Raw genomic sequence first — 12,309 nt, 5'->3', positions numbered from 1 at the left:
CCACCAGCCTCGCTTGCTGTCAATCCGTCCCGGCATTATGTTTCCAGAGCGGCCAGTGTCGGCCGAACAGGCGACCGCAACAGGCGACCCGGGACATGACCGAGCCGATCGATCCCGAAACCAGCTTTCTGCTGCAACTCGGCCAGCGCGTCCGCACCATGCGGGCGCTGCGCGGGATGTCACGCAAGGTGCTGGCGAAAGTCTCGGGAATTTCCGAGCGCTACATCGCGCAGCTGGAAAGCGGCAAGGGCAACGTCTCGATCGTGCTGCTGCGCCGGGTCTCGAACGCAATGGCCGCGCAGCTGGAGGATCTAATCCCGGCGAGCGATCCGGCCATTGATTGGCCGGTGATTCGCGACCTGGTGCGCCGCGCCACCCCGGTGCAGATCGCGCATGCCAAGGACGTGCTGTCGGGACAGGGCCGGCTCGGCGCTGGCGCGCGGCGCGAGGTCGCGTTCAACGGCATCGCGCTGATCGGACTGCGCGGCGCCGGCAAATCCACGCTCGGCCGCCTGCTCGCCGACAAGATCGGCTGGAGCTTCGTCGAACTGAACAAGGAGATCGAGCAGCAGAACGGGCTGTCGGTCGCCGAGATCATCGCGCTGTACGGCCAGGAGGGCTTCCGGCGGATGGAGCAGGCCGCGCTGACGCAATTGCTGGCGCGCAAGCAATTGATGGTGCTGGCGACCGGCGGCGGCATCGTCTCCGAGCCGCTGACCTTCGATCAGATCCTGTCTTCGTTCTACACCATCTGGGTGAAGGCCGACCCCGAGGAACACATGGCGCGGGTGCGCGGCCAGGGCGATCTGCGGCCGATGGCGGACGACCGCGCCGCGATGCAGGAACTGCGCACCATCCTGCAAAGTCGGGAGCCGCTCTACGCGCGCGCGTCCGCGGTGCTCGACACCGCGGGTCTGTCGGTCGATGCCGCCGCGGCCAGATTGGTCGCGATGGTGGCCCCGGTGCTGTGCCGCGACGCCTGCGCCTTCGGCCTGAAGAGCGCAGTGGTTTAACTACACCCCCAAATGCCGCTCCAGCAGCTCCGGTTGCGCCGCGAAGTCTGACGGCACGCCATCGAACACCACGACGCCCTTGGCCAGCATCACCATGCGGTCGGCGATCGCCGACAGGCTGCGAAAATCCTTGTCGACCACGATGGTGGCGATGCCTTCGCCCTTGATGACGCCGAGCGTGCGCCAGATTTCCTGCGCCATCTTCGGCGCCAGGCCTTCGGTGGCTTCGTCGATCAGCAACAGATCCGGATGGGTCATCAGCGCGCGGCCGATGGTCAGCATCTGCTGCTCGCCACCGGACAGCTGATGGCCGCCATTGTGGCGGCGCTCATGCAGCCGCGGAAACAGTTCGAAGATCCGCGCCAGCGTCCAGGTCCGGCGGCCGTCCGCCCCCGGCCGTGCCGCCATGGTGAGATTTTCCACCACGGTCAGCGCGCCGAAAATGCCGCGGCCTTCCGGCACCAGCGCGACGCCGAGCCGCGCGATCGCTTCCGGCGCTGCGCGGGCGATGTCGCCGCCGTGCAAGCGGCGCTGGCCGCGGCAATCCGGCACCAGACCCATCAGCGACCGCAGCAGCGTGGTCTTGCCCATGCCGTTGCGGCCGATCAACGCCACCTGTTCGCCGCGCGCAACCGCGAGGTCGACGCCATGCAGGATCTGGCTCGCGCCATAGAACGCGTCGAGCTGCGTTGCCTGCAGCAGCGCGCTCATGCGGCGTCTCCGTGATTGCCCAGATAGGCCTCGCGCACCGCCGGATGCAGCCGCACCTCGGCCGGAACGCCGGTGGCGATGACGTGGCCGTCGTGCATCACGGTGAGGCGATCGGCGAGTTCGAACACCGCGTCCATGTCGTGCTCGACGATCAGCACCGCGCGGCCCTGCTTCAGTGACGCGATCAGCGCGATGATGGCGCGGGCTTCGGCCTGGCCCATCCCGGCCAGCGGCTCGTCGAGCAGGATGATCTTGGGATCGGTGGCCAGCACCATCGCGATTTCAAGCTGGCGCTGCTCGCCATGGCTGAGCAGATTGGCTACGATCGACTCGCGCCCGGCCAGCCCCGCCTTGGCGATGGCGGCGTCGGTGCGTCGGTTCACCTCATCGTTGGTGGCAATACCGCCGAACATCCGCAGCGGCGCATGCGAGCGCGCCTGCGCGGCGAGGCGAACATTTTCGTGCACAGAAAAGCGCGGAAAGATCGTGGTCTTCTGATAGGCGCGGCCGAGTCCGGCGCGGGCGCGCTGGTCCGGCGCCAGCCCGGTGATGTCGACTTCGCCGAGCATGATGCTCCCGGCATTGACGAACAATTCGCCGGACAGCAGATTGATCAGGGTCGATTTGCCGGCGCCGTTGGGGCCGATCACCGCATGCACTTCGTTGGCGTGGACATCGATCGACACATCCGACACCGCGCGGACGCCGCCGAATTGTTTGCGCAGACGCCGAGCGTGCAAGGCGATCTCAGCCACGGCCGGTCTCCGGCGCGACCTTGCCGGACGATGGCTTCTGTCGCGGCTGGCCGAACAGCAGCGGCCATAATTGCCGCACCCCGTTCGGCAGCGCCAGCACGATCGCGATCACGATCAGTCCCTCGGCGAGCTTCCATTGCGCCAGATTGGCCTTCAGCACTTCCTCAAGCCCGAGCAGCACCAGCGCTCCGAGCAGCGGGCCGGTGACCGATTGCAGCCCGCCGATCAGCACCATCGCCAGCACCGTCGCCGACTGGTGCCAGCCCAGCATTTCCGGCGCCACGAAACCGAACTGCGCCGCGGCGAAATAGCCGGCGAGGCCGGCGAGCGCGCCCGAGATGGTGAAGGCGATCAGCCGAATGCGGAAGATCGGAAAGCCGAGCGAGCGGGCGCGGCGCTCATTGTCGCGGGCCGCCGCCAGCGCGTGGCCGAACGGCGAACGCACCAGCATCAACAGCAGAGCGATAACTCCGACGGTGAAGGCCAACACCACGAAGTAGAACGCCATTGGCTTGTCGAGATCGAGCAATTGGCGCCCGGCGATTGCGATCTCCGGCTTGAGGTTGATGAAGGCGCCGTCAGAGCCACCGCCGATTCCGGTGTCGTGGAAGAAGAAGTACAGCATCTCGCCGAACGCCAGCGTCACCATGATGAAATAGACGCCGCGGGTGCGCAGCGCCAACGCCCCGATCGCCAGCGCCGCAAGACCCGAGGCCAGCACTGCCAGCGGCAGCGTCAGCAGCAATGAGGCCGCGTCGTATTTCGGCGAGGTCAACGCCAGCACGTAGCCGGCGACACCAAAGAACGCGGCATGGCACAGCGACACCAGACCGCCCTGCCCGACCGCCAGATTCAGCGCCATCGCCAGCATGCCCATGATCAGGGCCTTGCTGGCGAACTGGGTGTAGTAGGTCGGTACCCAGAACGGCAGCGCGACCGCGGCCATCAGGCACAGGAACGGCACAAGCCATGATGGCAGGCGGGGACGCGCGCGCATGTCAGATTTCCCGCCGGCCCAGAATGCCGTTCGGGCGCCACAGCAGAACCAGCGCCATCAGCAGATAGATCAGAATGCCCGACACGCTGGGGAAGAACACCTTGCCGAAGGTGTCGGTCAGGCCGATCAGCAGCGCGCCGATCGCGGCACCGGCCACCGAGCCGATCCCGCCCAGCACCACCACGACAAAGGACAGAATCAGCATGCTATCGCCCATGCCGGGAAACACCGTGGAGATCGGCGCGATCACGATACCGCCGAGCGCAGCCAGCGCGATGCCGGTGGCGAACACGTAGCGATTGACGGAATCGTAGTTGATGCCGAGCACGCGCGTCATTTCGCGATTCTCGGCGCCGGCGCGCACGATCATTCCGATCTTGGTGCGGGTGATGACCAGGAAGATCAGGCCGGCGACGGCCAGACAGAACACGCAGATCGCCAGCCGGTACACCGGATAGGACAGGTTGGTGGTGAGCTGGATCGAGCCCGACAGCCATGCGGGCGGCGTCACCGCGTGGACGTCCTTACCGAACAGCATCTCGCGGACTTCGTCGATCACCAGGATCAGCCCGAACGACAGCAACACCTGCGCCAGATGGTCGCGGCCGTAAAGCCGGCGGATGAAGACGTTTTCCAACAGCAACCCGACCACGAAGGCGATCGCCACGCCGGCCACCACGGCGATCAGGAAATTGCCGGTCGCTGCTGCGATCCAGTAGGCCAGATAGGCGCCCAGCATATAGAATGCACCGTGGGCGAGATTGATCACGCCGAGAATGCCGAACACCAGCGTCAGCCCGCTGGCGACCAGGAACAGCACCATTCCATACTGGATGGCGTTCAAGAGCTGAACGCCGAAGGTGATGAGGTCCATTCAGGCAATCCGGTTGGAAGCCGCAATCTTGGCGAATAGATCCGTCATTCCGAGGCGCGAGCAGCGAAGCTGCGAGCGAACCCGGAATCTCGCCACAGCGGCGCGGCGCAAGATTCCGGGTTCGCTCGCAAGAGCTCGCGCCCCGGAATGACGGCGTTTGTTGTTGCAACTACCCCCTCAACGTCTTAGCCGGGCTTGTCCCGGCCATGACGAATTCTCACTCAGCACTTCTGTCGAAGCCCGACCCTCACGTCATCTTGCAGCCGCGCGCCGGATCGTCGACGTCGGCCTGGGCGATCGACAGCATTTCGTTGCGGCCGTTCTTGACCTCGCGCAGATAGATGTTCTGGATCGGATTATGCGCCTTGTTGAACGACAGCGGACCGCGCGGGCTGTCGATCTTCGCCGCCGCCATCGCCGCGACCATCCGGTCGCGCGCATGGGTGTCGCCCTTCACCGCGGTGAGCCCGATGTTCAGTAACGCCGCCGCATCGAAACCCTGCACCGCGTAGATGTCGCCGTCATTGCCAGTCTTGGCCTTGAACGCCTTCAGGAACGCGACGTTGGCGGGATTGAGCAGGTTGTCGGCGTAATGCAGCGTGGTCTTGATGCCGTCGGCGGCCGCGCCCTGCGCCTCGAGGGTGCCGTCGGTGAGGAAGCCTGCGCCGTACAGCGGAATGGTCTTGTTGAGGCCGGCCTCCGCGTAGTCCTTGACGAACTTCACCGCGCCGCCGCCGGCGAAGAAGCTGAACACCGCGTCCGGCTTGAGCTGTGCGATCCGCGTGATCAGCGCCTGGAATTCGACCTCGGGGAACGGCAGCGTCAGATCCTCGACGATCTTGCCACCATTGGCGGTGAAGCTTTCCGCGAAGGCGCCGATCATTTCCGCGCCCGCGGTGTATTTCCAGGTGATGGTGACGACGTTCTTGATGCCCGCGGCGGCCATCACCTTGCCCATCGGGTAGGTGGTCTGCCAGTTCGAGAACGAGGTGCGGAAGATGTTCGGCGCGCAGGCCGGCCCGGTGGCGTCGTTGGCGCCGGCATTGGGGATGATCAGCAGCGTGTTGGTGTCGCGCGCGACCTTGACCATCGCCATCGCCACGCCCGAATGCACGGTGCCGACCACGACGTCGACCTTGTCGCGGCCGACCAGCCGATTCATGTTGTCGGTGGCGGCGGCGGGCTTGGATTCGTCATCGACCTGGACGAACTCGACCTCGCGGCCGCCGAGCTTGCCGCCGTTCTGCTCGATCCGCAGCCGGAAGCCGTCGTCGATGAATTTACCGAGCTTCGCAAACGTACCGGTGTAGGGCAGCATCAGCCCGACCCTGAGCGGCGCGTGCTGCGCGATCGCCGGCGCGCGGAACGGCGAGGCGACCGCGAGCGTGGCGACGCCGGCGGCGCCCGACAGCAAGGCGCGGCGGGATATCGGCGGCAAACGACGGAATTCGGACATCGGTGACTCTCCCTCTCGTGGTTTCTTGCCTGGTGGCTGTTCTTATGTGCGAACGCGAACGCAGGCCACGGCACCGCCGCCGGCGTCCTCCGAGGTCTGCTTCCCGAAACGTTCACGCACCTTAGTTCGCGGCGATCGCCGAAGGCAAGAATTATAGTTCAGGTTTGGCGGCGCGCGGGCGCGATCGAGCCTGTGGTTTTCACCAAGGTCCTCATTCACCACGTCTTAACGCGTTACCTCCAAACTGACGCTTATTGTTTGGAAAACCGTCATGCTGATCAGTGAAAGTGTTGCGCGCGCGAAATGGTGCCCCTTCGTGCGCATCGACAACAGCAACCGCCTGAACAACAGCATGACCGACGGCTTCGAGAATTCCGAGAAGATGTATCACTGTATCGCCGGCCACTGCATGGGCTGGCGCGAATTCCATATCTCGCACTACAAGGGCGGCCTGTCGGGCGAGCCGGAGAAACACGGCTATTGCGGCTATGCTGGGCGGCCCGAGGTCGACTAGCCTGCCCCGGGGGACGTTGACGAATCCGCGCTAAGCTTCGAACGCCACCCCGATCCGGTTTTGCTTGATCCAGACCAGCCGACAGTTGCGCACCACAGGGTCGGGCAACATCACCAGTCGGAACCGTTCTGGGATGTAGGACGCGTTGTCGACGTCGATCGCCGCTCCCTCATCGGAAATATTCCGCACCGTACAGCTCAGACTGGTCCCGCCGAACGAAATATGCGCCGGCTCCTCGACCTCGGTTCGCGGAAATTTTCGCTTGTCTTGCATTGTCAGCGTCCCGACTTTGCCTACTGCTCAATTGGCCCCGACCTCCGATTGACCAAAACCAATCGGCGTCGGGATGGACAGCGCAAATCCGAGCGTGGTTTCAATTCGCACCGATCAGATAAGAACAGCCGCCGAAGCCAAATATTCCGCATCCTCGACCACGCCAGCGGCAACTTGCCTCACCTGGTCGCCGTTCCTTGCGGAAGATCAATGCCGCAACGATCGATCCACGATCCGGATGAAAGATGAGCAGCATGTCCGAACGATCCGACGCCGGGCTCTCGCCGGCGCCAAGCCGCGCCCCGCGCTGGAAATCCGTGACCGTCACGGCGCTGGGCATCGCGCTGGCATGCGCCGCAGGCTGGTGGCTGCTTCGCCCGCCGGCAATCACCGTCGCCGCGGCCAAGCGCGGCACCGCCGCGGAAATCGTCTATGCGACCGGATCGGTCGAACCCGAAACCTGGTCGCGTTCGACGCCACTGGTGCGCGGCCGCATCGTCGCGCGATGCCGCTGCGAGGGCAAGAGCGTCAAGGCCGGCGACGTGCTGGCGCGGCTCGACGATAAGGAAGCGGTCGCCACGCTGAACGATCTGCGCGCCCAGGAAGTATTCCAGCGCAAGGAGTTCGACCGTCAGGAGCAATTGCTGGCGCGCGGGGTCGCGACCTCGCAAGCCTATCAGCGGGTCGAAAGCGACCTCGCCCGGATCCGGGCGCAGATCGCGGCCCAGACCCAGCGGCTGGAATACTACAAGGTGGTGTCGCCGATGGACGGCACCGTTCTGAAGGAGGACGGCGAGGTCGGCGACATGGTCGAACCGGGCACCATCCTCTATCGCATCGGCCTGGAATTGCCGCTGTGGGTAGTCTCCGACGTCAACGAGGAGGACATCCCGCGGGTCAAGGTCGGCCAGAAGGCGCTGCTGCGCACCGACGCCTTCGCCAATCAGGTGCTGCCCGGATTCGTCAAACAGATCACTCCGGCCGGGGATCCTGTCGCCAAGACCTTCCGGGTCCGGATCGGACTGCCGGACGACACGCCGCTGCGGGTCGGCATGAGCGTCGAGGCCAATATCGTCAGCCGGGAGAAGGTCGATGCGATTCTTGTTCCCGCAAATGCGGTGGTCAACGACAGCCTGCTGATGATCGACAGCGATCGGGTCCGCCTGCGCAAGGTCGAGATCGGCATCCGCGGCACCGGCTTCGTCGAGATCCTGTCCGGCGTCAGCGAGGGCGAGTTGGTCGCCTCTCCGGCGACCACCAACATCAAGGACGGCGCGCGGGTCCGGCCGACGTCGGCGGGACCGCCGGCGCCATGAACCTGATCCTGACCATCGCCTGGACCCACGTCCGCCATCGCGCCCGTCAGACCCTGGTGGCGATCGCCGGCGTGATGACGGGGGTCGGGTTCTCGATCATGATGGCGGCGATGATGGAAGGATCGCAGGACGATTTCATCAAGACCCTGGTGGACGCGCTGCCGCACATCTCGATCACCGACGAATCGCGCGAGCCGACCCGGCAGCCCGCCGACATGGTCTATGCCGCCGCCGAACTGCACGGCCTCACGCCGCAGGTCCGCCGCCCCGGCATCAAGAACCCGATGGCGATGATCGCGTCGCTGCAGAGCTGGGTGCCCGGCTCGCTGACGCCATCGGTGCAGTCCAAGGCGTTGCTGCGCTTCGCCGGGCGCAATCTCAACATCTCGATCGTCGGCATCGATCCCCACACCGAGGTCCACGTCTCCAACCTGGGGACCCACATGCGGCAGGGCACGCTGACCTCGCTGTATCGCTCCTCGAACGCAATCCTGCTCGGCGACCGGCTCGCCAACAAGATCGGCGCGCGGGTCAATTCCAACATCACGCTGGCGTCGGCGGAGGGCTCCAACATGAACGCCACCGTCGTCGGCACCTTTCATACCGGCTTCCGCGCCATGGACGAGACCACCGGCTATGTGCTGCTGAAGACCGCGCAAATCCTGGAAAAGCAGACCGGAATCGTCAACGAGATCCGGGTCCGCGCTGATGACCCGATGGCGGCGCGGCTGATCGCGGAGCGGATCGGCGAGCAGACCGGATACAAATCGATTTCCTGGCAGGAGGCGCAGGAAGACCTGCTGTCGGCGATCACGCTACGCAACGTGCTGATGTACACCATCGTCGGCGCGATCCTGCTGGTCGCCTCGTTCGGCACCTACAACATCATCTCCACCATCACCCACGAGAAAACCCGCGATATCGCGATCATGAAATCGCTCGGCTTCCGCGACCACACCATCCGGGCGATCTTCATCGTCGAGGCACTGCTGGTCGGCATGGTCGGGGCGGCGCTCGGCTGGGTGTTCGGCTATCTGCTGACCCGCGGGCTGGCGTCGCTGGAATTCAAGACGCCATTTTCCGACTACAACCATCTGCCGGTGCTCTACGCGGTCAAGCACTACGTGCTCGCCACCAGCTTTGCGCTGCTGTCGAGCCTGATCGCCGGCTATTTTCCGGCCCGTGCCGCGGCGCGGCTGCATCCCGTCGATATCATCCGGGGTGCCACATGAGCGCCGCCCTGATCGAGGCGCGGGGCGTCACCAAGATCCTCGCCGGGGTGGTGCCGGTGACGCTAGTGCAGGATATCGACCTCGCGATCGTGCCGCGCGAATTCGTCGCCGTCACCGGCCCTTCCGGCAGCGGAAAATCGTCGCTGCTGTACCTGCTCGGCCTGCTCGATCTGCCGAGCAGCGGCGACGTCCTGATCGACGGCCGATCGACCACCAGCATGACCGAGAACGACCGCGCCGAGGTCCGGCTCAAGCGCATCGGTTTCGTGTTCCAGTTTCACTTCCTGCTGCCGGAATTCACCATCACCGAGAATGTCGCGCTGCCGATGCGCGCGCTCGGGCAATTGCCGTCCCGCGCCATCACGGCGCGCGCCGAACAATTGCTGGCCTCGTTCGGGCTCGGCGATCATCGCCGTAAGACCCCGGATCAATTGTCGGGCGGCCAGCGCCAGCGCGTCGCCGTCGCCCGCGCGCTGGCCAACGATCCGCCGGTGATCCTGGCCGACGAGCCCACCGGCAGCCTGGATTCGGTCGCCACCGCGCAGGTGTTCGGGATCCTGCGCGAACTGGTGACGCTGCACGGCAAAACCGTGGTCGCTGTCACCCACGATCTCGCACTGGCGGCGCAAATGCATCGCCGGATTCACATCATCGACGGCCGGGTGGCGCGGGACGAGCGCGTGGCGTCGGCGACGGCCTGACCCGCTGCTTACTGATCGGGGTTGGTCCGTTCGAACTGCCGCAACAGCTTGTTGCCGCGCTCGACCGCCGAATCCATCGCCTCCTGCGCTGATTTCTTGCCGCTGAAAGCCTGTTCCAGCTCGTCGTCGATGACGTCGCGGATCAGCACGAAGGATCCCAGCCGCAGCCCCTTGGAATTCTCGGTCGGCGGCTTCAGCGTGATCTGCTCGATCGAAATCGCCGTGCCCGGATTGCGCTCATAGAAGCCCTGGGCGCGGGTCAGGTCGTAGGCCGCCCGCGTGATCGGCAAATACCCGGTGTGCTGGTGCCAGTCCGCCTGAACCTGCGGCCGCGACAGATAGGCGAAGAATTTCGCGACGCCCTTGTATTCGTCGCTGGGGCGGCCGCGCAGCACCCACAGCGTCGCGCCGCCGATGATGGTGTTCTGCGGCGCGCCGGCGACGTCCGGCCAGTACGGCAGCCGCCCGAAGCCGACTTCGAATTTCGAATTGGCGAGGATATCGGCGCGGGTCGCCGAGGAGCCGATGAAGATGCCGCATTCGCCGTTCTGGAATCGCGGCTCGGCCGAGGTGGCGCGGCCGCTGTAGTCGAACAGCTTGGTGGTCTGCCATTCGGCGAGCTGGGCGATGTGTCGCTGCAGCGTCGGATTGTTGAAGACCAGCACCGCGTCCATGCCGCCCATGCCGTTCGACTTGGTCGCCAGCGGCAGATTGTGATAGGCGGAAAAATTCTCGACATTGACCCAGGACGGCCACGCCGTGGTGAACCCACACGCCGCGCCCGCGGCTTGGAGCCGCTTGGCGGCAACGCCGATCTCGGGCCAGGTCTTCGGCGGCGCCTCGGGGTCGAGGCCGGCGCTGCGAAACAGCGTCTTGTTGTAGTACAGGATCGGGGTCGAGGCGTTGAACGGGAACGACAGCATGTTGCCGGCGATATCGGTGTAATAGCCGGTGATGGCGGGCAGATAGGCGGCCGGCGAGAACTCCTCGGCCTCGTCGCGCATCAGCTCGAACACCGGATAGACCGCGCCCTTCGCCGCCATCATCGTCGCGGTGGCGATCTCGTTGACCTGCACGATCGCCGGCTGGCTGCGCGACCGGAACGCGAAGATCGCGGCGGTCACGGTTTCGGTATAGTTGCCCTTGTAGGTCGGCACCACCCGGTACTCGGATTGCGATGCGTTGAAGTCGGACGCCAGTTTCTCCAACCGCCGGCCGAGTTCGCCGGACATCGCGTGCCACCACGCCAGCTCCGTCGCCGCGCGCGCCGGCGACGCGATGGCAAGGCCGACCTGCAGCACCGCCGCCAATATCGGGATCAGGATCTTTCTGGCCATCGTCCCCGCCACCGATCGCTCCCGATAGCCATTCCCCGGGCCAATCTGCTAGATTGGCGATACGCCATTGGTCCGGAAATCGGCGCAACCTTATGGGATCGAACTTGCCGCTGTCCAGTCGAGCCATGGTACCGCGTCTTGCCGCACTCCTGATCGCCGTGGCGCTGGCCGCGGCTCCGAGGCCCACGATCGCGCGCGAATTCCGCGCCGCCGATACCCAGCCCGAGGACTATCCGACGGTGCAGGCGCTGCAGTTCATGGGGCGACTGATCGCCGAGCGGAGCGGCGGCCGCGACCGGATCCGGGTGTTTCATTCCCGCCAGCTCGGCGAGGAAAAGGAAACCATCGAGCAAACTCGCGCCGGCGCGATCGAGCTCAACCGCACCAATGTGGCGCTGATCGGCAATTTCGTGCCGGCGATCAACGTACTGGCGATGCCGTTTCTGTTCCGCTCGATCGGACATCTGCGCAAGGTGCTCGACGGGCCGATCGGCAATGAAATTCTCGACAGCTTCGAACCTTTTGGATTCGTCGGGCTGACATTCTACGATTCCGGCGCACGCTCGATCTACACCAGGATCAGACCGGTCCGCACCATCGCGGATCTCAAGGGCCTGCGCATCCGCGTCCAGCAATCCGAGCTGATGTCGGCGATGTTCACCGCGCTCGGCGCCCAGGCGGTCGAACTGCCCTATGGACAGGTCCATACCGGACTGGCGACCGGGCTGATCGACGGCGCCGAGAACAACTGGCCGTCCTACGTCACCACCGGGCACTCCAGGCTGGCGGCCTACTACACGCTGACCGAGCACACCATGAGTCCGGAAGTTCTGGTGATGTCGCGCAAGGCCTGGGACGGCCTGTCCGCCGAGGAACGCAAGATATTTCGCGACGCGGCCGTTCAGTCAAACCGTTTCATGCGCGAGAAATGGGCCGAGCTCGAGCGACATTCGCGCCGGCAGGCCGAAGCCGAGGGCGTGACGATCGTCAGCGAGTTCGATCGAAAGCCGTTCGAGGCCGCGATGGCACCGCTATATCAGAAGGCTCGGCGCGACCCGGTCAGCGCCGATTTGATCGAACGCATCCGCAAGGTGGAATGAATTGGACCCGGTAACACCGCGTCAGGACGA

13 protein-coding genes and 1 pseudogene are annotated in these 12,309 nt (G+C 65.2%); 6 read left to right on the top strand and 8 right to left on the bottom strand.

Translation table 11 applies throughout. From position 1 onward, the window contains the following. Positions 1 to 83 precede the first annotated feature (83 nt). Positions 84 to 1,013 (top strand): annotated as a pseudogene (locus tag HXX15_RS20900) (helix-turn-helix transcriptional regulator); the annotation flags it as partial. Here HXX15_RS20900 and HXX15_RS20895 read toward each other — a convergent pair. The 5 genes from HXX15_RS20895 to HXX15_RS20875 form a co-directional block, all read right to left on the bottom strand. Continuing rightward, positions 1,014 to 1,724: an ABC transporter ATP-binding protein gene (locus tag HXX15_RS20895; protein ID WP_296518537.1), complete on the bottom strand. Its 711-nt coding sequence runs from the start codon at positions 1,722 to 1,724 to the stop codon at positions 1,014 to 1,016. It lies immediately after the preceding pseudogene. Then, on the bottom strand, positions 1,721 to 2,479 hold the full coding sequence (locus tag HXX15_RS20890; RefSeq protein ID WP_296518535.1) for an ABC transporter ATP-binding protein: 759 nt from the start codon (positions 2,477 to 2,479) through the stop codon (positions 1,721 to 1,723). The genes HXX15_RS20895 and HXX15_RS20890 overlap by 4 nt, the downstream gene beginning before the upstream one ends. Then, positions 2,472 to 3,476, bottom strand: coding sequence for a branched-chain amino acid ABC transporter permease (locus tag HXX15_RS20885; protein ID WP_296518533.1), 1,005 nt, complete (start codon positions 3,474 to 3,476; stop codon positions 2,472 to 2,474). The genes HXX15_RS20890 and HXX15_RS20885 overlap by 8 nt, the downstream gene beginning before the upstream one ends. 1 nt (position 3,477) lies before the next feature. Next, positions 3,478 to 4,350, bottom strand: a complete 873-nt coding sequence (locus tag HXX15_RS20880) for a branched-chain amino acid ABC transporter permease (RefSeq protein WP_296518531.1) — start codon at positions 4,348 to 4,350, stop codon at positions 3,478 to 3,480. Positions 4,351 to 4,597: 247 nt separating this feature from the next. Beyond that, positions 4,598 to 5,806, bottom strand: coding sequence for an ABC transporter substrate-binding protein (locus HXX15_RS20875; RefSeq protein WP_296518530.1), 1,209 nt, complete (start codon positions 5,804 to 5,806; stop codon positions 4,598 to 4,600). A 271-nt stretch (positions 5,807 to 6,077) separates the two neighbouring features. Between HXX15_RS20875 and HXX15_RS20870 the strand changes: the two genes are divergently transcribed. Further along, entirely contained in the window at positions 6,078 to 6,320 is a 243-nt protein-coding gene (locus HXX15_RS20870; RefSeq protein ID WP_296518528.1) for a hypothetical protein, read from the top strand. 30 nt (positions 6,321 to 6,350) lie between these two features. Here the strand turns inward: HXX15_RS20870 and HXX15_RS20865 are convergent, their stop codons facing one another. Next, on the bottom strand, positions 6,351 to 6,593 hold the full coding sequence (locus tag HXX15_RS20865) for a PilZ domain-containing protein (RefSeq protein ID WP_296518526.1): 243 nt from the start codon (positions 6,591 to 6,593) through the stop codon (positions 6,351 to 6,353). A 100-nt stretch (positions 6,594 to 6,693) separates the two neighbouring features. Further along, on the bottom strand, positions 6,694 to 6,849 hold the full coding sequence (locus HXX15_RS20860; protein WP_296518685.1) for a hypothetical protein: 156 nt from the start codon (positions 6,847 to 6,849) through the stop codon (positions 6,694 to 6,696). On the opposite strand from HXX15_RS20860, the gene HXX15_RS20855 reads away from it, so the two are divergent. From HXX15_RS20855 to HXX15_RS20845, 3 genes are read left to right on the top strand one after another with little or no spacing between them, the layout of a single operon-like run. Next, positions 6,848 to 7,909 carry an efflux RND transporter periplasmic adaptor subunit gene (locus tag HXX15_RS20855; protein ID WP_366558602.1) on the top strand — a complete coding sequence of 354 codons (1,062 nt, stop codon included), beginning with the start codon at positions 6,848 to 6,850 and terminating at the stop codon, positions 7,907 to 7,909. The genes HXX15_RS20860 and HXX15_RS20855 overlap by 2 nt on opposite strands. After that, positions 7,906 to 9,141, top strand: coding sequence for an ABC transporter permease (locus tag HXX15_RS20850; RefSeq protein ID WP_296518522.1), 1,236 nt, complete (start codon positions 7,906 to 7,908; stop codon positions 9,139 to 9,141). The genes HXX15_RS20855 and HXX15_RS20850 overlap by 4 nt, the downstream gene beginning before the upstream one ends. Continuing rightward, entirely contained in the window at positions 9,138 to 9,842 is a 705-nt protein-coding gene (locus HXX15_RS20845) for an ABC transporter ATP-binding protein (protein ID WP_296518520.1), read from the top strand. The genes HXX15_RS20850 and HXX15_RS20845 overlap by 4 nt, the downstream gene beginning before the upstream one ends. Positions 9,843 to 9,850: 8 nt before the next feature. Here HXX15_RS20845 and ugpB read toward each other — a convergent pair whose 3' ends face one another. Further along, positions 9,851 to 11,179: a sn-glycerol-3-phosphate ABC transporter substrate-binding protein UgpB gene (gene ugpB, locus HXX15_RS20840; protein WP_296518518.1), complete on the bottom strand. Its 1,329-nt coding sequence runs from the start codon at positions 11,177 to 11,179 to the stop codon at positions 9,851 to 9,853. 104 nt (positions 11,180 to 11,283) lie between these two features. Between ugpB and HXX15_RS20835 the strand changes: the two genes are divergently transcribed. Beyond that, the gene (locus HXX15_RS20835) at positions 11,284 to 12,279 is read left to right on the top strand and encodes a TRAP transporter substrate-binding protein (RefSeq protein WP_366558601.1); all 996 of its coding nucleotides are present in this window, start codon (positions 11,284 to 11,286) and stop codon (positions 12,277 to 12,279) included. The last annotated feature ends 30 nt before the right edge of the window (positions 12,280 to 12,309 follow it).

Source organism: Rhodopseudomonas sp. (genome assembly GCF_013377015.1).
GTDB lineage: Bacteria > Pseudomonadota > Alphaproteobacteria > Rhizobiales > Xanthobacteraceae > JARJEH01.
Note: the sequence above shows the minus strand (reverse complement) of the source record. Positions and strands in the feature narration are given on the sequence as shown.

Coding starts and splice junctions, on each gene's coding strand:
- HXX15_RS20865 (WP_296518526.1), bottom strand. CDS start 6,593: ATGCAAGACAAGCGAAAATTTCCGCGAACCGAGGTCGAGGAGCCGGCG.
- HXX15_RS20880 (WP_296518531.1), bottom strand. CDS start 4,350: ATGGACCTCATCACCTTCGGCGTTCAGCTCTTGAACGCCATCCAGTAT.
- HXX15_RS20855 (WP_366558602.1), top strand. CDS start 6,848: ATGTCCGAACGATCCGACGCCGGGCTCTCGCCGGCGCCAAGCCGCGCC.
- HXX15_RS20895 (WP_296518537.1), bottom strand. CDS start 1,724: ATGAGCGCGCTGCTGCAGGCAACGCAGCTCGACGCGTTCTATGGCGCG.
- HXX15_RS20845 (WP_296518520.1), top strand. CDS start 9,138: ATGAGCGCCGCCCTGATCGAGGCGCGGGGCGTCACCAAGATCCTCGCC.
- HXX15_RS20870 (WP_296518528.1), top strand. CDS start 6,078: ATGCTGATCAGTGAAAGTGTTGCGCGCGCGAAATGGTGCCCCTTCGTG.
- HXX15_RS20875 (WP_296518530.1), bottom strand. CDS start 5,806: ATGTCCGAATTCCGTCGTTTGCCGCCGATATCCCGCCGCGCCTTGCTG.
- HXX15_RS20885 (WP_296518533.1), bottom strand. CDS start 3,476: ATGCGCGCGCGTCCCCGCCTGCCATCATGGCTTGTGCCGTTCCTGTGC.
- ugpB (WP_296518518.1), bottom strand. CDS start 11,179: ATGGCCAGAAAGATCCTGATCCCGATATTGGCGGCGGTGCTGCAGGTC.
- HXX15_RS20850 (WP_296518522.1), top strand. CDS start 7,906: ATGAACCTGATCCTGACCATCGCCTGGACCCACGTCCGCCATCGCGCC.
- HXX15_RS20860 (WP_296518685.1), bottom strand. CDS start 6,849: ATGCTGCTCATCTTTCATCCGGATCGTGGATCGATCGTTGCGGCATTG.